Genomic DNA, 23,129 nt, shown 5'->3' with positions numbered 1-23,129 from the left:
ACCGTTGGATGAAGTTGCCGGCGCGGTATTCATTGCGCCTCTATTTCCTTAAAAGGAAAGACCGGATTTCTGACCGTTATCGGAGCCCATGCCCTCTTTCAGCTTCATCCACGCCGCCGATCTCCATCTTGGCAGCCCCTTCCAGGGTCTGGCCTTGAAGGATGCCACCGTCGCCGCCGTTTTCGTCGAAGCAAGCCGCAAGGCGTTCTCGACGCTGGTGGGCCTGGCGATCGAAAAGTGCGTCGATTTCTTCGTCATTGCCGGCGATGTCTATGATGGCGACTGGAAGGACAACAAGATCGGCCTGTTTTTCAATCGCGAAATGGCGCGGCTGGAGCGGGCGGGCATTCCGGTCTACCTGCTGCGCGGCAATCACGATGCGGCAAGCGTCATCACCAAGACCATCACATTGCCGCCGAACGTTCATGAGTTTCCGACCAGCAAGCCGGGCAGTGTCAGGCTGGAGGCGCTGAAGGTAGCGCTGCACGGCCAGGGCTTTGCCGAACGCTCCGCCAACGACAATCTGGCGATTGCCTATCCCGCGCCCGTTTCCGGCTGGTTCAATATTGGCATTCTCCATACCTCGCTGACCGGGCGCGAGCCGCACGCACCCTACGCGCCGTGTTCCGTGGATGACCTGCGTTCGCGCGGCTATGACTACTGGGCGCTCGGCCATGTGCACGATTTTGAAGTGGTGGCGCAGGACCCGCTCGTTATTTTTCCCGGCAATCTGCAGGGCCGCAATATCCGTGAACGCGGTGCCAAAGGCGCGGTGCTGGTGACCGTCGAAGACGGGCGGATCGATCACGAGCGGCTGATCGTCGATGAGGCGCGCTTTGCGCAAATTGATGTCGTGGTTGGATTGGAGGACGATCAGGCGGCGATCCTGCGTCATGTGGAGCAGGCGGTGCAGCCAGTAGCCGATGAGATGGCGAGTCGCATGACCGCGCTGCGTGTGCGGCTTTCCGGCGTAACGCCGCTGCAGGGTGCGATCGCTGCCAATCGCCAGCAATGGCGTGACGAAGTGGAAGCTGCCTGTCACCGCGTACATGAGGATATCTGGCTGGAAAAGCTCGAGCTGCGTCTTGAGCCGCCGCCGGAAAGATCGGCGGAGGCGGACGGTGCGCTCGATCTGCGCCAGTTACTGGCAGACCATGCCGGCGACACGGATATTGCAGCAGAGGCGGCCCGGTTGATCGATGAGATTGCGGTGCGGCTGCCGGGCGGCCTCGGTGCGACGGAACAGCCGCTGGACGACAGCATGGACACCCTCATAGAAGAGGCGCGGCAATTGCTGCTGGCGCGCGGGCAGGGGGCAAGCTGATGCGCTTCACCCGCCTCGATATTCTCCGCTATGGCGCGCTGACCGATCGAGCGATCGATTTTCGCCCCGATGCACAGCTGCATGTGATCTATGGTCCGAACGAGGCGGGCAAATCCTCGGCTTTGAGCGCGATCTCCGATCTTCTCTTCGGTTTCCCGACTGCTGCCGAGCAAAGCTTCCTGCATGAACCAAATACCTTGAGGATCGGCGCCGATATCAGCGCGCGTGATGGTGCAAAGCTGAGCTTCCGCCGCCGCCGTGGCCGCAAGGGGACGCTTCTCGCACCCGACGATAAGGAGACGGCGCTCGCCGAAGATGCGCTTTCGCCCTTCCTTGGCAATTTGAGCCGCGATGTCTTCGAGCGCGCCTTCGGGCTCGATTCGCAGCGACTGCGGCAGGGCGCGACTGCGATGCTGCGCAGCGGCGGCGAGATCGGCAGTCTGCTATTTTCGGCGGCGTCCGGTCTGACGGGCCTGTCACGTCTGCGCCAGTCGCTGGAAGCGGAGGCCGACGGCATCTATGCGGCCAGACGCTCGAAGGATCGCGGCTTCTACCAGGCTCTCGACCGCTATGAGGATGCCCGCAAGGCCGAGAAGGACAACGAGCTGAAATCCGGCGACTGGAAGAAGCTGCTTGCCGAAGCGGCCGAGCTGGAAACGGAGCTGGAGCGCCTGCAGGCGGAGCGCCGCAGCACGCGTGAGGCGCTGGATCGGCTCCAGCGGCTGAAGACCCTGCAGCCTCTGCTGTCAGAAATCGATGCGGAAACTCTTGCGCTCGATGGCCTTTCCGATCTTGCCGCCATACCGGACGGCTTTGCCGATAAGCTAGAACAGAGACTGCGGGATAAAGAGGCGAGCGAAGCGGAACTGCGACGCGCGCGGCAAGCCGTTCTGCGCGCGGAAGAGGATCTCTCGCGCATCCAGGTGGATGAAGCGTTACTGCAGATGTCGGGCGATATCACCCAGCTCTTTGCCGATACCGGCAACTACCGCGCCCAGCGTCACGACCTGCCGCGCGTCGATCAGGAACTTGCCGGCTACGATACGACGCTCTCGCAGCTTGCCCGTCGCCTCGGTCTTGCCGAAGCCGAGCTGGAACGGCAGCAGCCGAGCGATATCGATCGCGCGCGCCTGTCCGAATTGGTGGAGCAGGGCACGCAGCTTGCGCGGCAGATGCAGTCGCTTGCCGAACAATCCGACAGCGAGCGCAGGCAGTTGGCCACGCTCCAGAAGGACAGCCTTAACGGGCGGCTGATCGATCCGAGACCTTATATTGACCAGCTTGAGGCTTTGGGCAGCGATCTCTCAGCCTTGGCTCGCCTTGATGGGCTGGAAACCCAGATACGTCGCACCGATGCCGATCTCCACGAGGCCGCGGGACGATTGCAGCCACCGGTCGGTGACATTGATCTGCTCTTCTCGGTACCGCTTCCCGAAACGACGGAGATTATAGGACATCGCGATGCGATCGACGCGGCGCGATCGAAGGTGCGCGACGCTACCGGCAAGCTGCAGACCTATGATGAGCAGCTGGCTGAGATAGGGCGAATCCTCGCGGATGCCGAGCGCACCGGGCCAGTTGTCACGCGCGAGCAGATCGCCGCTGCACGCGAAAGCCGTGATGTGCAATGGGCCTCTATCCAGGAAAAGTGGAAGGACGGCGCGGCTCCGGAAGCGAAGACCCTTGCGGCACTGACTGTCAGCGTGGCCGAGGCGGACCGTCTGGCCGATGCCGCCCTGAGCGATGCGGATCGGGTCGCGCGCCACGCCGACTATCATTTGCGGCAGGCGCGTCTGCTGCAGGAGCGGGAGGAGGCTTCCGGTCGGCTCAAGGGCTTCGAGAAGGCGCTGAAGGATGCACAGGAAGCCTTCGCAGCCCTTTTTGAGCCTTGCGGTGTCGATGCCCTCGATCCATCGACGATGCTGGAATGGCGCCGCGGAGTGGAGCTGCTGCGACGTGAGCGCAAAGCGTTGCGGGATCTAATCGATCAACGGGATGAGAATGCGTTGGCGGAAAACCGCGTCTTGCCCGCTCTGCAGGATATCGTCGAGGCAAGCGGCTACAGGAGCGGCCGCCTTCCGCCGGCAGCGATTGCGGAAGGCCTGCGCAAGCATCTGCGCCTTCTGTCCGAACGCTGGAGCGAAAGCCGCACGCGGGAAGGGGAGATCGGCGCGGCGCGTGAAAGGCTGACCCGGTTCGACGACCAGCAAAAGAGCTTGGAACGACAATACACCGATTGGCGCGGCGCATTCGCCAAAGCCGTGGAACTGCTCGGTCTGCCATCCGACACGACCCTGGACATGGCCAATGCCGCCTTGAAGGCATGGCAGGAACTGCCCGATGTCCTGGCGGAGCGCGAAAACCGCCTGCGCCGGGTCAATGGCATGCGGCGCGACATGGCGGATTTCGAGCGGCGGCTGGCGACCCTTGGCGCCAATAGCGGCTATGAGCTGGATCATCTACCGCCAGATGCCGCTGCCGAGGCACTGCATACCCGCGTCAACGCCATGCGCGGCGAACTGAAGAAGCGCGACGCCCTGGAGGAGGAACGGCAGCGTGGGGAAGGGCTCGTCGTCCGCCAGGAGGCTGCGCTTGCCGCCATCGCCGCCGATCTGGACGGGCTGACCGCCGATCTCGGCGGTGTCGAAGATCTGCCTGCACTCCTCTCTCGACTGCGCGAACGCACGCGTTTGACTGCCCGGCTCGTCGAAAGCCGTGATCGCTTCCGGCAGCAAGCCGACGGCAAGACCGAAGACGATCTTCGCGCCGAGCTTGCCGGCTTCGAACGGGTTGCGGCCGATCTCGAAATCGAGCGATTGACGGAGGAAGATCAGCGGCAGTTCGCCGTGCATGGCGAACTTTCCGCACGGCTGGCGGAGAACCGCCGCCAGCGGCAGGCGCTGGAAACAGGCGTTAGCGCCGAATACGCGGTTTTCGAGAAGCTCTCGGCCGAGCAGGATGCAAAGGATCTCGCGCGACAATGGGTCGTGCTGAAGATTGCGGCCCGCATGCTTGCCGGCTCGATGGAGGCTTATCGCGAGAAGCAGGCCGATCCGGTCATCCGGCGTGCCGGTGAGCTGTTCTCGCAGCTGACGGGTGGCCGCTTCTCCCGTCTGGTCGAAGCCCACGATGAAAGCGATGCGCTGCAGTTGCTGGCGGAACGAGCGGCCGGCGAACGCGTGCCGCTCGACGGCTTGAGCGAAGGGACGGGCGACCAGCTTTATCTCGCGCTACGGCTGGCATTCCTCGAAGACTATTCCGCCCGCAACGAGCCTGCGCCGCTGATCGTCGACGACATCTTCCAGACCTTTGACGACGAGCGCGTTCGGGCGGGTCTACAGGTACTGGCCGCAACGGCCGATCGCTTCCAGACGATCCTCTTTACCCATGAGAGAAGTGTGGTCGACATTGCCAAAAGCGAAATCGGCAAGGATCTGGATCTGATCCAGCTCTGACCGGCTCGCAGATCGCGCTACGGCATCGACGGGATATGCAGTTGCGTCGGTATCACGATCCTCGGGTCCGACTTGTCCCGGCTGTAGGCTGGATTGAGCGCGCGGTCGATGAAACCCTGCGTGGCGTGGAGCCGGCGCAGGTTCTGCTTTTCCTGCTCGAAACGCTTTTTCCGCTCGCCGGATTTGTCCGAGCCGCGCGACAGCGATTCATGGTGATAAAGACAGGCGAAGGGCGTCCAGACGATGCGATAGCCGGCTTTGTGTGCCCGCAGACAATAGTCCACATCATTATAGGCGACCGCGAAATTCTCCTCGTCGAAAAGGCCGATTTTTCGTAGGCAGTCCCCCGAGATCAGCATCACCGCTCCGGTTACGCAGGTCATGGTGTTGCGCACATGCAGCCGGTTCATCGGTCCGCCGAACTCCTTGGGCTTGTTCAAATACCAGTGACCTGCAAGTCCGCCGAAACCGATGACTACACCGGCATGTTGCATCTTGTCGTTTGCGAAGAGCAGTTTCGCGCCGACGATGCCGGTCCTGTCATAGGCGAAGCAGGAGACCATCTCCTTCAACCAGCCCGCTTCGATGACCTCGATGTCATTATTCAGGATGAGATAGTGCTCCCCCGTCGCCGCGCTCAGGCCGCGATTGACCGAGCGCGAGAAGTTGAAGGCTTCCGGTGTGACAGTTGCCGAAAATCGCGGCTCGCGCTGGCGGTAGCGCTCGTAGAGATCGAGGACTGGTTGATCCGTGGAACCGTTATCGATGACCAGAACTTCGAAATTCGGATAATCCGTCTTTTCAAAGAGATCGCCGAGGATGCGTGAAATGAGATCGAAATTGTTTTTGCTCGGAATGACGATCGAGATTTTCGGCCACGCATGCGGGGCTTCAAAGATGATCCGGTGCAGTGTCGTGGTGAGAGCGCCCTCGACGGCGATCGGCTGCTTTAGCCGCTCAAATCGTTCGACCAGCGCTTTCCTGGCGTTCGTGGTAGCGGCCTCCATGAACTTGCGGGAAAAGGTCTTGCCATTGCGCCGCCACCAATATGCCGGGTAGGGCAGGTGGAGGACGCTCTCCTCGGGGACGCCCTCCAGATAACGCAGCAACAGATCGTAATCCTGCGAGCCGTCGTAGCCCATGCGGAGATAGCCGATCTCCCGGAGGCGGTCGTGGCGGTAGATAGAAAAATGATTGATGTAATTGACGCCCGTCAGCAGCACGGAATCATAAGCAGGCTTCAGCATGACGCCGGTCGGCTTCAAGATGTCGTCGACCACCAGTTCGTCTGTATAGAGGAAATTCGCGTCCGGATTTTGCTCCAGCGTATGCCGGATGAGCTTGAAGGCATGCGGTGCGATGACATCGTCATGATCGAGAAAGGCGATCCATTGCCCTCGTGCCTGGGACAGACCTGCATTGGTAGCGGCCGCGATGCCACCGTTGCGCTCATTCAGCACAAAACGGATATTGTCTTTCGATTGTTGGCTCCGATACCACTGCAGCGTTTCCGGCGACGTCGAGCCATCATCGCTCAGGATGAGCTCGGTGCCTGTTTCACCCTGTTCTTCAAAGGATTTGGCGAGGTCGTCCAGATAACGGGGCGGAGCATTATAGACGGGAACTACCACACTGAGCCAGGTTCCCACCGCCGGTACCGATGCTGTCTCCAGTTCTGCAGCAAGCCTATAGCTCGCCTCGGCATATTGTATCGTCAGGTTAGGCGCGCGGCGCCCCAAGCGCAGTCTGGGCAATTTCAGCCAATACTGGGGCAGCCTGCCGAGATCGACACGTTTGGTTCGTTCCTCGCTTCGAAGAAGGGTTGCAATATATCTTTCAGCCGATTTTTCGGACGCAAAGGCCCTGGCGGCGAACTGGAACGTCGTCGGGAAGCTGGCCGGATCGGCACGCAGGGCGCAGATGGAGCCGACCGAACCGATGTCCGCGGTGATGACGAAACGATGCCCTTCCGGAAGAGAGACCGTATCCTTCTCGCGGAAGCCGTAGCCGCGATTGATATAGAATTTGGGATCTAGCGGCTCGTCGGTTGCGACTACATGGATGACGATCAGCTTCTTTCGCACCGGCGAAAATCTGATCTCGAAAGCCGGATCATCCCCCATGGATTTCCATAGGCTGGGATCGGCGTCAACGGAGATTTCCCGTTCGAGATCGGCGTTCGGTATAATTTTGAGTGTCATCAAAATATTGATTTCTTCTAAATGCGAGCAGAGGCATTGCCTGAGAAATTCCTGGCCTAGCCCGCGCCGCTGAGAGGTTCAAAACGTATGCCTGGAAATGTCGGACTGGCATACAGCCGCATTTTCTCGATCGAATGTCGTGTGGCATCGCGAGCAGAAAGCCGTCGCGCGCGGTCGCCGATGAGCAGGTCGATAGCGGCAAGCCACTCGTCGGCGGTATTGCCGATGTGAAGTTCCCCGGCGACGACGCATCGTTCGAAAGTCGGGCATCGGGAAAATATGGCTGCTGCCTGCAGGCGGCTGATGTCGATCCGCTTGGTATCCGAGCGGCTCGCATTGGTCTTTCCGGACAGAAGAGGAGCCAGAGCGATATCGGCTTGATGATGTGCTGTCTTTGCGAGATAGGCCGGCCACGGGAGCGGCGGAATGATCGCCATTCTCGCCGGGTCGATCCCTTGCAAAGCCCAGCGTCGAGCGAGAGTGCCGGCGGCAAAAACCTCGAAATGCAGGTTGCCGTGTTTTTCCATCGCGGCTTTGACGATCGGCATGAGGAACTCGTGTTCGCGGCGATGGACGCCGGTGGCATGGTAGACCATCCTCAGCGGCGTGCCTCCGTCATCCCTGCCATTGACCACGATTTCTGCTGCATCCGCTGGAAGCGGCGGCAGGATATCTATCCGATGGCTTCTCATCGCGAGCGCGTTTGCCAGGGGTTCGGTCGAAGTCCAGACATGAGTAAGGAGCCTATTGACCCTCGGCATTGGGCGGACCGCCAATTTGATCAGCCTGAACTTATAGAGCCAACCGGCTTCGTTGCCGGTCACGACGGCGGGGATGTCGTCATCGACGAAATAGGCGACCCCGGCAAGCGTGCCTCGCCTTTCCTCCAGCCAGCGCAATTGCGGCTGCTTAATGTAGCGGCAAATGATGACGAAGAGTCCGTCGCTATCGATGGCGTCGAGGGGGTCGTCGAGGCCTTTCATGATGACCGGAATGTGGCCGAGTGTCTTGGCCCGCTCAGCAAGATAGTAGCTGAAGCTCGGATTGGGGTGGCGCGACAAGATGAGCAGACGCCTGGCAACGCGCTCACCATCTCCCGCCAACGCACTGGATGGCCGCGGTCTTGGAAGCAATTGATAGACGATGTCGCGCAAAACTTGCATGGGGCTTCCGCGCAAAATCACGCCAGGCGACTTCGGAGATTTGCGAGGATGCCGAAAACGGCACCCCAGGCAAGGAGCGTCACACCCAAGATCCCGCCGATCCAGAGTGCCCGCTGAGGATACTCCGCCTCGTCGGGCAGGCTGGGCGCCAGGAACGTATCGAGGTAGAGCAACTGCTGCTTGCTGACGAACTTGACCTGCTCCAGCGTCTTCATGCTCGAGGCAAATTGCTGCTCGGCAAGGCTCTGTTCCAGTTCGCGCTGCGACATATCCACGGAAACGTCCGCGAGATTCTGTTCGGATTTGTTCTGCCCGGCGACTTGGCTGTTGAGCTGATCGATCTGCTTCTGCCTGCTGTCGATCTCGCGTTTCAACACGCGCATCTGCGGTGCATCGGCGGAGACGGTCCCAAGCAGCGCGTCATATTTCTGTTGAAGCTCTATCCTCTCCTTCTGCACGGATGAGATCAGGTTCGTGATAACGGTCGACGATCCCTCGACGCTGAGGACGCCTGTCTGGTTGCGCGCAATCAAAAGCTGATCTCGCGCCTTCTGCAGCTGATCCCTAGCATTGTCGAGATTCGCCTGGGCGGTTGCGATGACGTCACGCCAGATGCGGGTGTTGACGTCGTTAACAACGACCTCGGACGCGGCGACAACCTCGCGCAATACCTTCTGAGCATCGGCCGCGGTGAAAGCCCGTGCCTTGACCGTCACGATGCCGCTGTTCGCATCGATTTTGACCGAAACCATGTCTTCCCAGTAATTGAGCAGCTTTTCCGAGCTCGCATCCTTCTTTAGGCGCGCAATCCGATCGATCGAGTCGTTGCCGTAGATCTTTTGAAAGTCGACCCTTTCCTCGAGGGCGGTAACCATGTCCTTGCTCTTGATGAAGTTGGTGACGATCAGGGTGTTCTGGACGATCTGTGCCGGCGGCAGGCCGGTCACCTTGGTAATCTGATTGCTGCCGAGTGCGGGCGTGGAGGTGCGGACCGTAAAGCGCGTTTCCGATTGATACTGATCGGACGCGACACAGGTAAAATAGTAGATCGAAGCAACATTGGGGACGACAATCAGCAGAAAGGTCGATGCCAGCATGACCTTGCCGATGATCTGCTGCATCGGCCGCGGCCGCAGGCCGACGGCCTTGAACAGCTGGCTGCGCCTCGATGTCGAGAAGCGCAGTTTCCGCGCGGTCACCGACAGATTCGTGGCCACGTTCCGGCTACGCTCCGTCGCGCTGAGCTGAAGCGTTTTTGGCGCGTTTTCGGTATCATGAGCCATATTGGGCCTTGCTGTCGATTCCTGATCTTCTATCGATTCAATCTATAATAGGCTTCGATAGCCTGCTCTACCTTATCGAAGACGATAAGTCTGCCATCGACAAGTACAATACCCCTGTCGCAATGTGTATTAATCATGCTCATGCTATGGGACACCATGATGATATCGGAATTCTTGCGCCTGTTCTCGAACGCGATGCGGCAGCGCTCCTGGAAGCGCGCATCGCCGACCGCCAGAACTTCGTCCACGAGATAGCATTCGAATTCGATTGCCATCGAAAGCCCGAATGCCAATCGAGCGCTCATGCCCGAGGAATAAGTGCGTACCGGCGCATCGAGATAGTCGCCCAATTCGGCGAACTCTTCGACGAAGCGGGAGACGCGCCTGACATCCTCGCCGTAAGCGCGCGCAACGAAATGAACATTGGCCCGCCCCGTCATGAAGGGATTGAAGCCGCTGCCGAGGCCCAGCGGCCAGGATACCCGAACATTTTTGCTGATCTTGCCCGAATTCGGCAGCATCGTGCCTGCAATCATGCGGATCGTTGTCGATTTTCCGGCACCATTCACGCCGAGCAGGCCGTAGGAATAGCCGGATTCGAACTCGCAATGCACCCGGTCGAGGATGATCTTCTTGCCGCTCTGTGTCTTGAAGAATTTCGAGACGTTCTTGAAGCTGATCATGGTGCTTTCCCACTCATATCCGGTGATCCTCGACGGATGCCCAGATGAGAGAAAGGGTCGCCCAAGTGACAACAAGCGCAAGCAATATGATCAGTGGTGTGCTGACGCGACGCGGAAATATCGATTCGTCTGGCAGCACCGGCTTGACGAAAACGGCGAGATAGAGCGTCTTGCGCAGAGCTTCGGCTAGCACGGCATCGTAGTTCTTCTGCGCGCTTTCGTAGAGCTTTTCCGCGATCATGCGATCGGTCTCCAGCCTGGAATAGTCCAGCAGGGCCTTTGCAAGGCTTGCATTCTCAGGACCTGTCAACTCCGATCTCATCTTTTCGATCTGTGCATCGAGACTGTCTTTAGCGAGATTGAGCTGCTGATAGGTCGGAGAATTCTGGGCATTGGATTGCCGCATGACGAAGAGGCGCGTTTCGAATTCCAGTTTCTGGGCCAGCAGCCCTGTCAGAAGCGTGCCGCTGTTCTTGGCTTGCATCTGCGGGCTGAGAAGGCCGGATGCATTTTGGAACTGGTTGAGGGCGATCAGCGTGTCGCCATAAGCCTTGCCGCTTTTCTGAACGTCGGCCTTCATGCTCTGCACGATGTCATTGCGCGCCCGTTCGGAGAGCTCGTTGATGAGCTTTTCGCTTTCCTCGATGATGGCGTCAGCGAGCTTGACGGAATCATCGGGCGTGAAAGCCCTGACCTTCAGTGTGATGATGCCGGAGGTGACGTCTATATAGGCGCTGACATGATCGTTCCAGTACTTCAGGAACTCTTCGTCGGATCGCGCCGAACTGAATCGCGACAGGAAATCCGCATCCTGCCGGGTAAACATGGCCCGATAATCGAGTTTCTTGCCGATCCGGTTCAGAATTTCCGTCGAGTGAATGAAGCTGGTGACGACATAGGCGTCCTGCGAAGCCGAGCGCATGTTCAGAGCGCTGGTGGCTCCGCCGGGGTCGCCGGCATCGCTGGTGTTGCCTGCTCCCGACACGGCACGAACGGCAAAACGTGCTTCCGCCACATATTGGTTCGAGGCAATGAAGGCGTAATACACCGAACTGGCCAGGAAAGGCAGAATAACGAGCAATACGAAGCCGATAAGTCTCAGCGGCGGCTTACCGCCCGACTGTGTTTCGGGCTCGTTGCTGTCATGCACCGGGATGTATTCGATGTCCTCGAGATCGGTGCGCGCACGCTGCGCCGGCAGCCTGCGCCGAAACAGCGAAGGCAGGATATGCCGGCTCGTTTTTACCCGCGGAGAGTCCTGAATTATCGCGTCTTCAATGACTGGCTTCGGCATGTCAGCTTGCAATCGTTTCCGGCAGTCCGGGCGCGGTTGGTTTCATCGCCTGACGCACATAGTGGTCGAAAATCAAATCCTCTTCGAGCATGAGCTCGGCAATATGCAATGAACGCAACCTTGTCGCAACGTCTTCAAGGGTGCTGTGTCTGGGTGGCAATGGAAAATCGTCAACCGAAATCCCGATGAGCTCGCTGAGCGCCTGTTGAAAATAAAGACTGTCCGTATCGAAACCGACAATTGCAAAGCGCGAGAGAAGATCGATGGCGCTGGCGACATCGGCACGTGTCACCGTCTGTTCCGGTATGGTCGTGGCCAATTGCCGGGTGACCGGCGATACGAGGACGTTTCTGACGCTCTGAGGCGCCTTCTTCAGGGCGGTCTTGAGAGAGGCTTCGTTTTCAAGGCTTACCTCGGCGAAATGCTCCGCAGCAGGCGCCAGGATGATCTTGTCGCGATCGCCGAAGAAGGAAATCTGAGTTTTCGCCATCCGTTTCAGAAGGAATATCCGCAGAGCAAGTTCGTAATAGGGATCGGTAAGCAGAACGATGGCCTTGAATCCCTTGTCGAGAAACTCTTCGTAATTGCGCATCAACAGCCGGCCGCTAAGATAGATTGACTGGATGGCGTTCAGATGAAAGGCCTGAAGGGTCGTTTCGTGACCGAAGCGCTCAACGGATGAAAGCTCGTATTGAAAATTGCGGCCGCAATAGTAGTCGAATTTGACCATTGGCAGCAGCTGTGTCTCGAGCCTTACAATCTTTAACGGAATCGTGTTCGATACCTGAGGCCGGCGGTAGATCAGTAGCCCCGACTTGGCGTCATGGATCATCAGCGACGTACGTTCCATGAGGTCCGGCATGATTGTTGTGTCGAGCCTGAATCCGACATAGCCATCTTCGTGCCGTCCCGAGTCGATGACCGCCTGTTTGAGCTGGTCGCACGGCAGGATCATCAGATCGCCGGCGGCGTCCGAGATTCTGATTTGCGGTTTGTCGGAAAAACCATCCGGGATCAGATAGCCCTCGATAACATTGCCATGATCATATTCGAGGTTAAAAAGCACGGAGTTGCTCCGGCGCTTCTAGCAGATCGGCACAGCGCCGAAATTGGTGATGGAATGACGTTATTACGCCCTGCATAGTATCACATCTATCAAGATGCCTATCGATATCGCAGATGTCGGGCCTTTGCATTCGAACCTCGTCAGGCCTCGCTGGGCGCTTTTCGTGCCAGCAGCGAGAAGCTTGGGCCGCCTGGATGGCTTAGATTTTCATCTCGGATGACAACGTCATTGAAGCCGAATGTACGCAGCAGCATCAAGATGTCATCCCTGTGCATCCAAAAGTGCCGGTCCTTCATGCCTCCGCAGAAAGACGCATTGGCATTGGCGTGGTGATAGCTACGTTCGTAATAACGCACCGCAATGCCATCTATCAGTTTCGTCTCCACTTTACCGCTGAAAGGCAGCCAACGCACATCGCCCTCGGGCATTGCGTCCTCAAGGACGAAGTGCGTCCAGATGAAAACCGTATGGGACCGCTTTGCGAGCAAACGAAGAAACTCGCCGGGGTCGGCCATATGATAGAGAACCCCCGATGCAAGCGTTAAGTCGTAGATTTCTTCGCCTTCCGTCAGCCACGCTTGAATGTCGCCGAGCATGAAAGAGGCGGTGTCGATGTTCAGAATCTGCTTGGTGACCAGACATCTTAGAAAACAGAGACGGTTCGCTTCGATCGCATCGATCCGCGCCGGGCGATGGCAATTCAGCATATGGGTATGCATCCCCTCAAGCGGCCCGACTTCGAGAACGGTCCTGCCTTCTATCGATCCGAATGTGTGCAACGCCCAATCGATGCGGTCGTCGGCGTAAAGGGGCAGATTGCCGGCGTTAAGACCGAATTCCGGCGGGAACGCACAGTTCCATCCTTGAAGCGCATCGATGGCATTTTGGTGCGCTGGCCTGCCTTGCTCGTACTGATCGAATATCTCCAGAGGACTTTTCGATGCTTTCTTCTGGGAGCGCTTTGAAAAACCAAGCATTAATACATAACCTTCATTTCAATCGGCATCCCGCCGATCCGGAGAAGTTCTCGCTTTGGCGTATCGCAGCCCCCAAAAACCGCTTTTTGCCTCGCAGCAAGTTGGCGGAATTTATAAGTGCCGATGGACAATCGAGGATTGCCGAGGCTGATTCGAGGAGCCATTGGTGCTATCTCGCTGGAGGCAGAAATTCGGCAAGTACCGATTGTTGTGGTCTGTCATCTCTGCATGGGTTGCGGGTCAGGACTCAACTCTTTTACAGGCAATAGCAATCTTATGAAAAGCGGCACAAGTGCGATCTGTGGAACTTTATGTCGCTGTTCGGGCGTTTTTTTTACTATCGCCGTTACTTAACGGCTCCCTTTTATTTTTCAGAAAATTTTAATTTTAAACCGCAAATAATACTCGTCCAAATTGCTTTAACCGCCTTTACCCCTTATAAACTCGATCCGATGGGGCGCTTCTTTAAACCCGGGTGTGGTCAGATGATCGCACCTGATATTTTTGATTGTATTCCCGGCGTTTGGGCTTGTTGACGCGCGCCCGTTATGCTTTTCAAGGCGTCGATAGATTTGATGCATTCTATGTCGATGTATGCCATCAGGTAATCACGGCAGCTAATTGGTTTGAGGGTTTCAATTGTTTCGTATTGGCGCCGTGATTTGTTGCGTGGTTCTTGCGGGGTGCAATTCCGTTTCGAGCGAAGGTCCGCTGGCTGGCGCTATTGTAAAAGATGCCGGTCAATCCAGTGTCGAATTGGGTCGCAGGAATGCCGCAGTTTTCGACATTGTCGACATCGACAGCCGCAGTGCGCGCCTGGTTTCCGACTATGTTTCCTCCACCCTCAATCGCCGTTTTGGCATGGGCGGTGGCGTCGGTCCGGTCGTTATCGGTGTCGGCGACGCATTGAAGGTCACGATTTTCGAAGCTGGTGCCGATGGCCTGTTTTCGACGGCGCAATCGAAGCAGGTATCGCTCGATATCGTCGTGCAGCCGGACGGCACGGCGGCAATCCCGTATGCCGGCTCGGTTCGATTCGCAGGCAAGACGCTTGACCAGGCTCGCAAGGCGATCCTGGCGGCGCTGGCTACAAAGGCCGTCGAGCCGGATGTCATCGTAACGAGCATGGGCACGCCGTCGCGCACCGTTACGGTTTCGGGCGCCGTTGGCCGTCCTTCCATGGTGCCGCTGGATCTGACCAGGGAAAAGATCACCGAAGTCATCGCCAAGGCCGGTGGCCCCTCGACGCAACCCTATGAAACCTATGTTACGCTGGTTCGCGGCAGCAAGACCGGCACGGTTCTGCTGAAGTCGATCATCGAGCATCCTTCGGAAGATATCTATGTACAGCCGGGCGACCAGATTTTCCTCGTCCGCGATCCGCGAACCTTCACCTTGCTCGGCTCTGTTCGTGGAGACGGCCGTATCGAGTTCGGGGCGAACGATCTGAATCTGCTCGAGGCTGTTGCCCTCGGTCATGGCGCGATCGACGATTCGAGCAATGCCAAGGGCTTCTTCCTGTTCCGCTACGAAGAGCCTGAAATCGCGAAGATTCTGCTCGGCCCCGCCCGTTTCCAGGAGCTGCTGCGCAAGGGAATGGTGCCGGATGCCAAGGGACGCTATCCGATCGTTTATCGGTTCGATATGTCCAATCCCGACAGCCTGATCGTAGGGCAGACCTTCCCGGTCAAGAGCCGCGACGTCATCTACGTGTCGCGCCATCCTTCCGTCGACATCAGGAAGTTCTTGAATCTTATCGGTACGCCGCTAGGCATCGCGTCCCAGGGAGCAGCAACAGCGGTGAATCTGGGGCAGTAATCCTGGAAAAATGAAGGAGCGGCGGTGCCATCTGGTCTCCCTGTGTTCCTATTCGTCGGCGGATGCCGACATCTGTATGATTGTGACGGATCGTGCCTTGTCGGCAACGGAAATTCATCGCGAACTGACTTGTCGAAAACGCGACAATCGTCGCAAGCAATAGCTGCGATCTTCGACTTGGATTGAAGGGTGTAAGAGATCGCATATTGCATCGGTTGTTGCGCTGCCGCATATTGGTTGCACACGCAAATTTTTTGTCGATAACAACCACAGATAATAACGTGCGCAGCTAATATTGAATTTAGCAGTTTGGTGCACTTCTTCGAGTATTGCTGAGAGAACATGACAGTTGAAATTATCGGACGCGCAAGCGTTGCCCCAGGGGCGAGTTCGATTGAAGAACTGCAGCTTGTCCTCAAGGAGGGGCGTTGTACCGTAAGCCGCATACCAGAGGAGCGCTGGGATCTTGCGCGCTTTTGGCATCCGGCTGTTGGTATTCAAGGGAAGACTTACAGTTTTGCAGCTGGCGTCTTCGAGAATGTCTACGCCTTTGATCCAGCGGTTTTCGGCCTTTCCCAGCGCGAAGCGATGCAGATGGATCCGCAGCAGCGCGTTCTTCTGAATATAGTCTGGCGCGCTTTGGAAGATGCAAACTTGCCGCTCGATGGATTCGAGGGGCAGCGCGTCGGCGTCTATGTCGGGGCATCCTCCCTTGAATATGGCAATCTGACGCTGGAAGACCCCGCCTCGGGCAGCCCGTATTTCATGACGGGCAACACGCTTTCCATCGTTTCCAACCGCATCTCGCACATATTCGGATTGCGCGGACCGAGCATGACGATCGACACGGCCTGTTCGTCGTCGCTGGTCGCCCTCGATCAGGCGGTGAAGGCGCTGGAGAGCGGCGAGATCGATACGGCAATCGTCGGCGGCATCAATATCCTGCTCAACCCCATGTCCTTCGTGGGGTTTGCGCAGGCACGCATGCTCTCCCCAGAAGGCCTCTGCCGCGCGTATGACGATAATGGCCGCGGTTATGTCCGCGCAGAGGGCGGTGCGGCGATCGTACTGCGCCGGACGGACGTTGCGCTTCGCGAGAAGGACCGCAGCTATGCCAGGATCCATGCCGTAGGGGTCAATTCTTCGGGACGCACCAACGGCATTTCCATGCCGTCCCGTGAGGCGCAGGCCGCCTTACTTCAGTCGATCTATGAGGGGCACAATATCGACGTCAACCGCATCGCTTTCATCGAGGGCCATGGAACGGGAACGAAGGTCGGCGACCCCGCCGAAATCTGGGCGATCGGCGAAGTCATAGGGCGCAATCGCCGGGCGCCTGTACCGATCGGCTCCATAAAGACGAATATCGGCCATACCGAACCCGCATCCGGCCTTTTCGGGCTGTTGAAGGCCGTGATTGCGCTTGAGAATAATTTCCTTCCGGCGTCGCTGCATTTCGACCATCCGAACGAGTCCATCGACTTCGAGGGATTGAACGTTCGGGTCAACACATCAACGATCGAGCTTCTTCCGGCCAAGCAGGCACGCTTTGCCGGGATCAATTCCTTCGGCTTCGGCGGAACGAACGCTCACGTTGTCATCAGCGATCCCGATCCGATCGCGCCACCGGAGCCGCCAATGCGAGGTGAGGGGATCGTTTTTGCCGTCAGCGCTCATACGGCGTCCGCTCTTTCGACGCTGCTCGAAGACTATAGGACCCGTCTTGAAACTGCCGAACCCAAGGAGGCTCGTCAGATCGTTGCTTCCGCTGCTGCCAATCGCGAACCCATGCGTCATCGTTTTGCTGCCCGCGCTAAGGACAGCGCGGCCGTGCTTGCCGCGATCGATGCGCATCTTGCAGGCAGAAATTCAGTCGGCGAGGCAGGTGAAGCTCCGGCGCAGGCTGCCAAGATCGCCTTCGTCTTTTCCGGCAACGGCTCGCAATGGGCGGGAATGGGTGTTGGTGCCTATCAGGAAAACCGCCATTTCCGGCAATGCTTCCAATCCTTCAGCGCGCTCTTTGAATATTATCTCGGCGAGAAGCTGACCGATGTGCTCGTCGCTTCCGATCTTGCCGCACGCCTGGCCGATACCAAGATCGCGCAGCCGCTGTTGTTTGCAATCCAGGCTTCTCTTTCGGATTGTCTATGGTCCATGGGGGTCAAGCCCGATGCGGTCTTCGGCCATTCGGTCGGCGAAATCGCAGCCGCTTATGCCGCCAAGGCGCTGACGGCAGCCGAAGCGGTTGCAATCGTCGCCAAGCGCTCGCTGCATCAGGATCTCCTCGCCGGCGAGGGCAAGATGGCTGCCGTGGTGCTTGGCGAGGATGCCGCGCTGGCCTTTGCGAAATCCAAAGGTCTCGACAATATATGTATCGCTGCGATCAATGCTCCGAATTCGGTAACGATCTCCGGTCCGGCCGATGAGATAGAGGCCTACAGGGACGCTGCGCGGAAATCCCAGATCGTCGCGCATGTTCTCGATATCAATTATCCGTTCCACCATCCGATCATCGACCGCGCCAAAGAGGCTTTTTTCGCGGACCTGCCCGATCTCGCACCGGATAGCGGCACGGGGATCTTCATCTCGACGGTAACAGGCGAACTGCGCGACGGGCGCCTGCTGGACACGCAATATTGGTGGCGCAATGTTCGCGATCCTGTGCTTTTCAAGGCTGGTTGTCAGGCCGCGATGGCAATGGGATGCAACCTCTTCATCGAGATTTCGCCGCGCCCGATTCTGTCGAACTACGTGGCGGAGATCGCCAAACAGGCATCCGTTCAGGTCATTGCGATACCGACCTTGCTACGGGAAGCGCCTGTTGCCGACCATGATCCGGTTTCGCAATCATTTGCGCGGGCAGTCGCCAATGGAGCGCCTGCGCTGCGTGCCCGCGGCAGTGCCACCCGCAACGCCTTCGTCAAACTTCCGTCTCTGCCTTTCGAGCCACTGGAGCTTCGCACCCCTCCGACGACGGACGAGATCGATATCTTCGGTCGGGATCGCAAGAGCCCATATACGCTGCTCGGTTGGCGCGCCGATCTTAATGGTTCGAATTGGAAGAACCATCTCGATGCCCGTCTCTTCCCGGACCTTGCTGAACATGTGGTCGACGGCAAGGCTATCATGCCAGGTAGTGGTTTCGTCGAGATCGCAGTAACGGCGGCGCAACGCTATTACGGGACGGATGAGGTTGAAATCGGCAATCTCGAAATCATCCGGCCGCTGGAATTGTCCCAAGATCGAATGGTCGAGCTGTCGACCGTCCTGTCGCCTGAGACCGGAGATATCGAGATCCGGTCGCGCGAACGCCTGAGCCATGACGAATGGACGGTTCACGTGGTTGGACGTTGCCGCAAGCCGCTGGCCGGCGAGGGATACAGCGGATCCCTCGAGCGATCGGGCACAGAGCGCAAATCGACGCTGACCTCCGATGTGACCTACGAAACGGCGGATCGTTTCGGATTGCATTATGGCCCGCATTTCCAGCTTCTGTCGAAAGCCGTGGCATTCGGTCATCATGTGATCGAAGTGGATCTGAAGCCGGCTGCCCCGCCGTCTCATCCCTTCGCCAACTATAATCTCAACCCCATGTCGGTCGATGCGGCGTTTCACGGACTCGTCGCATTGTTCGATCAATTCTCCGGCGACGAAACCGGTGCTCCCTATATTCCCGTTCATTTCGGCACTGTGAGAGCTTTCGGGAAGGGAAGGCCGATCGTCAAAGCCGTTATCGAGATCGAGCGGTTCAGCGCGAATTCGATCAAGGCCCGTTTCACCCTGTTCGATGCAGATGCCATGCCGGTCGTCGTTCTTGACGATAGCCGTTTCCGCCGCACACAGCTGCGCCGCAGGGCAACGCTCGAATCCGTCGCTTTTCATTACGAGGGCGTGCCTTCGGCTCTTTTCGCCGGCGAAGACAGAACCGGCGCCGGCAGACGACGAATTTCATCATACGGCAGCTCAGATGGGAACCATGCACTCAACAATGCAAGTCTTCTTCTTGATGCCGCGATCTATCGGGCCTGCCATGATATCGCGCTGAAGGTTGCGGACCGCAACGGTACCGTCACATTCTCCGGCCTTCCCGGCGATCCTGAGTTCAGGTCTTTCCTCGTCAATTGCCTCTACATTTTGGAGGACGCCGGCATCGCGGAGACGGGAGACGGCAGGTGGCATGTTCCCCTGGAGCCGACGCTGCCGCCGGTGGCGGAACTGTTGCAGGAAATCTATCGCGAGGACGCCGGGCGCGTGGCCGAGAGTATCCTCGTTGGCGATGCCTATCGCGAGACGCTCGAGCATCTGGCGATGATACGTCCGCATGTGCTGGGGCGTGAGCCTGCGGCCCAGGGCGCAAATATGCCGGGTGGGGCGACGCTGGAGCATGTGCTTGTACATTCTCCGTTGAGCCAGAGACGGCTTTCGATGCTGGCAGAGGCATTGGCTTCCTCCATCGAGGCCAATGACGGGCCGATCGGGCACGTTCTTGAGGTCGGCTCGATATCGGTTGCGTTCAGTCGAAAGCTGGCAACGATCGCCGCAGCCTCAGGTGCATGTCTCGTGATCGCTGAGCCGCGCGAGCAAGCCCGTCGAGCATTGGAGATCGCCTTTGAGCGTGACGCGCATGTTATCGTTGCCGATCCTGTCAGGCTGACGGATCACCGTGTCGCCGACATCGTGGTCGTCTCCGGCGATCAGAGCCAGCATCTGATGCGCCACAATGACGAGATCAAGCGGATGGTCCGGTCGGTCGCCGCCAGCGGCGCGCAGCTGCTGCTCGTCGATCGCGCACCGAGCGCCTTCAATGATTTCGTCTTCGGTCTTTCCGAAAGCTGGTTTGCCGATAGCCAGTCGCCGGAATTCCCGGTCGGACGGCTCGGTACGCCCCAGCAGATTGCCGATCTCCTCGGAACTCTGGGCTTTGCCAAGCCTCTGATCCAGGAACAGACTTTCCCCGAAGGCGCGCTGATTACGGTGTCGGCTGTCTCCGAGCGGCAGCCGGCAGAGGATATTGTTGCGGAAGCCGTCGATCCGATCCTGATCTTATCGGAGCAAGGCCGGAAGGGTCTCGGCAAGCTGGGCAAGAATATAACGATCATCGATCTCGACGCATCGTCTCCGGATATTGTCGACGCTCTCGATGCCATTGACCCGGCTACGCGCCGCGTCGTTTATCTTGCGGATATGAAGCGCGGCGATGCAGCGGAACTCTCGTTGTCACGTCTCTCCGCCTTCACGCAATTGGCGAACCTGCTGTCCCAGCACGCCGATGGAGCACGGCCTCGAATGGTCATCGTGGCGCCTGGCGGCTCTCCGCTGTCGGCTGGCTCTCTCGATGGTGCCAATGCGGGCCTGTGGGCTTTCGGACGCGTCCTGCAGAATGAATATGATGCCTTTGACGTGCACCTGCTGGATGCCGATATGGCTGGCAGTCGAGCGCTATTGGTGGTCGATACCCTGATGGTCGCGGAAACGGACAATAGGGAATGGTTCCTGGATCGCGCGACCGGAGGGGTCCGGGAAGTCCGAGCTGTGGCTGGTCCCTTCGATGCCATCGAAGCGAGCCGCAGTGATTTCACAGCAGCAACGATCCGCCAGCATGTGAGCGGGCGTCTGGACAGCGTAGCCTGGGAAGAGGCGAGTCTTCCCGTGGCCGACGGGCGCGAAGTTGTCGTCTCCGTCGAAGCCACCGGCCTCAATTTCCGGGATGTCATGTGGGCTATGGGCGTTCTGCCTGAGGAAGCCTTGGAAGATGGCTTTGCCGGTGCCACGATCGGCATGGAATTCGCCGGACGAATTCTTGCCGTGGGCGATGCGGTCGATGATCTCAAGCCGGGCGATAGGGTGATGGGGATCGGGCCTGCAGCATTCTCGACTCATGTGCGTGTCCATCGCGATGGCGTGACAAAGCTGCCGGAGCAGATGGAAACCGTTGCTGCCGCCACTGTGCCGGTTGCCTTTCTGACCGCCTATTACGCGATGGTCGAGCTTGGACGCATTCAGCCTGACGAGACCATCCTGATCCATGGAGCTGCCGGCGGCGTCGGTCTGGCTGCACTCCAGATCGCCAAGCACAGGGGAGCGAAGGTGATCGCCACGGCCGGCACAGTCGAGAAGCGCGGCTTCCTTGAAATGCTCGGCGCCGATCACGTGCTTGATTCCCGCTCTCTGGATTTCGTTTCCGGCGTGCGGCGGCTTACGGGCGGCGAGGGTGTCGATCTCGTTCTGAATTCGCTCTTTTCGGAAGCGATGGAACGGAGCATCGAGCTGGTCAAGCCTTTTGGCCGTTTCCTGGAGCTTGGCAAGCGTGATTATTACGCCGATCGCAAGATTGGCCTGCGTCCATTCCGGCGCAATGTCAGCTATTTCGGTATCGATGCCGATCAGCTTCTGGTCAATGTACCCGACCTGACACGGCGCATATTCAGGGAGATCGGTCAGCTTTTCGCCGAAGAAAAGCTGACGCCGCTGCCGTATCGCGCCTTCGCTTTTGACGAGATCGGCAACGCTTTCCGGTTGATGCAGAATGCCGGCCATATCGGCAAGATCGTGGTGCGCCCGCCTGTTGCGCGTGTCGACGGCGTCTTGCGAGCGCCTGCGAAATCTCTGCGCTTCGATGCCGGAGGCGTTTTTCTCGTTGCGGGCGGCATTGGCGGCTTCGGCCTATCCGCCGCCGATTGGCTTGTTTCCAGAGGTGCGCGCCGCATAGCTCTGTGCTCGCGCCGAGGCATTGCCGATGCGGAAACGAAAAAGGCGATAGCCGATTGGACCAGGCGAGATGTCGTGACGACGCTGCATGCCTGCGATATCACCGATGCTGCAGCGGTTGAGACGCTGCTTGCCTCGCTTCGCTCCGAAGGAGCGCTGAAGGGTGTCGTTCATGCCGCCATGGTTCTGGACGACGCACTGCTCGCCAACTTGACGCCGGAGCGCAATCGTCCCGTTCTCGAGGTCAAGATCCGTGGCGCCGAAAACCTGGATCGCTCGACGCGAGACGACAAGTTGGAGCTTTTCCTGCTGTTCTCCTCGGCAACGACCATGCTCGGCAATCCCGGCCAGGCGAATTATGTGATGGCAAACGGCTACTTGGAGGGCCTGGCGCGTGCGCGCCGCGCTGCCGGCAAGCCCGCGCTCGCCGTCGGTTTCGGCGCCATCGCCGACAAGGGCTTCCTTGCCCGCAATATCGAGGTCAATGATCTCCTTTCCAAGCGCATCGGCAAGGCTGCGCTGAAGGCACGCGATGCTCTGGAGCAGGTGGAGCGTTATATGCTGGCGGATAGAGGCGCGATCGATGCAGCGGCGGTCATGATCGCCGAGATCGATTGGAATGCCGTGCGCCTGCTGCCGATCTCAGGCCGGTCGCTGTTCGAGCCACTGATGCGCCATGCAGGCAGTCATCAGGTCTTCAACGAGGGAGACAACGTCGATCTCAGGGAGCTGATCAGGGGGAAATCGGAAGGGGAGGCTCAGGCCGCACTGCATGCGCTCATCGCTGCGGAGATTGCCGCCATCTTGCGCGTGACGGAAGACACGGTGACGCCTGACAAGGTGTTGAAGGATATCGGGCTCGATAGCCTGATGGCCATGGAGCTGGGCATGAGCTTCCAACAGAAGACCGGCTTCGATATTCCTCTGAGCGGCGTAGGCGAGGGTACCACCGTGGGCGATGTCGTCAGCCGCTTGCGTGATCGTGTCATGAATCGCAATGGTGATGATGGTAATGGCGACGTAGCGGGTGATGACGGCGTGGTCGAGCGTCTGGCGCGCAGCCATGCCTCAGACCAGGAAAAAAGGGTCGTCCAGTGACCACGTATGATGCCGATGATGGCAATCCGGCGGAGCGGAAGAAGAGCAAGCTGCTCGAA

General features: G+C 58.6%; 11 protein-coding genes. 4 read left to right on the top strand and 7 right to left on the bottom strand.

Annotated features, from left to right (window positions below; genetic code table 11):
* The first annotated feature begins 88 nt into the window (after positions 1–88).
* Both AC13QY_RS25320 and AC13QY_RS25315 read left to right on the top strand, forming a co-directional pair.
* Positions 89–1,324 carry a metallophosphoesterase family protein gene (locus AC13QY_RS25320; RefSeq protein ID WP_488487297.1) on the top strand — a complete coding sequence of 412 codons (1,236 nt, stop codon included), beginning with the start codon at positions 89–91 and terminating at the stop codon, positions 1,322–1,324.
* Entirely contained in the window at positions 1,324–4,779 is a 3,456-nt protein-coding gene (locus AC13QY_RS25315) for an ATP-binding protein (protein WP_488494133.1), read from the top strand. Before AC13QY_RS25320 ends, AC13QY_RS25315 begins: the two co-directional genes overlap by 1 nt.
* 17 nt (positions 4,780–4,796) lie before the next feature.
* Here the strand turns inward: AC13QY_RS25315 and AC13QY_RS25310 are convergent, their stop codons facing one another.
* The 7 genes from AC13QY_RS25310 to AC13QY_RS25280 all read right to left on the bottom strand — a co-directional run bounded on the left by AC13QY_RS25310 (position 4,797) and on the right by AC13QY_RS25280 (position 13,446).
* Positions 4,797–6,980 carry a glycosyltransferase family 2 protein gene (locus AC13QY_RS25310; protein ID WP_488494132.1) on the bottom strand — a complete coding sequence of 728 codons (2,184 nt, stop codon included), beginning with the start codon at positions 6,978–6,980 and terminating at the stop codon, positions 4,797–4,799.
* A 56-nt stretch (positions 6,981–7,036) separates the two neighbouring features.
* Positions 7,037–8,143 (bottom strand): hypothetical protein, encoded by a 1,107-nt coding sequence (locus AC13QY_RS25305; protein ID WP_113328990.1) that lies wholly within the window; start codon positions 8,141–8,143, stop codon positions 7,037–7,039.
* A 17-nt stretch (positions 8,144–8,160) separates the two neighbouring features.
* Positions 8,161–9,360, bottom strand: coding sequence for a KpsE/RkpR family capsule polysaccharide export protein (locus AC13QY_RS25300; RefSeq protein ID WP_233788738.1), 1,200 nt, complete (start codon positions 9,358–9,360; stop codon positions 8,161–8,163).
* 95 nt (positions 9,361–9,455) lie between these two features.
* Positions 9,456–10,109, bottom strand: coding sequence for an ABC transporter ATP-binding protein (locus tag AC13QY_RS25295; RefSeq protein ID WP_069616299.1), 654 nt, complete (start codon positions 10,107–10,109; stop codon positions 9,456–9,458).
* 13 nt (positions 10,110–10,122) lie between these two features.
* Positions 10,123–11,403, bottom strand: a complete 1,281-nt coding sequence (locus AC13QY_RS25290) for a KpsE/RkpR family capsule polysaccharide export protein (RefSeq protein WP_113390759.1) — start codon at positions 11,401–11,403, stop codon at positions 10,123–10,125.
* Between the two features lies 1 nt (position 11,404).
* Entirely contained in the window at positions 11,405–12,469 is a 1,065-nt protein-coding gene (locus AC13QY_RS25285) for a hypothetical protein (RefSeq protein ID WP_069616301.1), read from the bottom strand.
* Between the two features lie 140 nt (positions 12,470–12,609).
* Complete coding sequence (locus AC13QY_RS25280) at positions 12,610–13,446, bottom strand: class I SAM-dependent methyltransferase (RefSeq protein WP_113351580.1); 837 nt, start codon at positions 13,444–13,446, stop codon at positions 12,610–12,612.
* A gap of 639 nt (positions 13,447–14,085) precedes the next feature.
* Between AC13QY_RS25280 and AC13QY_RS25275 the strand changes: the two genes are divergently transcribed.
* Together AC13QY_RS25275 and AC13QY_RS25270 are read left to right on the top strand one after the other, a co-directional pair.
* Positions 14,086–15,264, top strand: a complete 1,179-nt coding sequence (locus tag AC13QY_RS25275) for a polysaccharide biosynthesis/export family protein (RefSeq protein ID WP_113351579.1) — start codon at positions 14,086–14,088, stop codon at positions 15,262–15,264.
* Between the two features lie 342 nt (positions 15,265–15,606).
* Positions 15,607–23,070 (top strand): beta-ketoacyl synthase N-terminal-like domain-containing protein, encoded by a 7,464-nt coding sequence (locus AC13QY_RS25270; RefSeq protein WP_488494131.1) that lies wholly within the window; start codon positions 15,607–15,609, stop codon positions 23,068–23,070.
* Positions 23,071–23,129: the final 59 nt, after the last annotated feature.

It is taken from the genome of Martinezella sp. CNPSo 3795 (assembly GCF_057784475.1).
The sequence above is the reverse complement of the archived record's forward strand: the minus strand, read 5'-3'. Positions and strand labels throughout refer to the sequence as shown.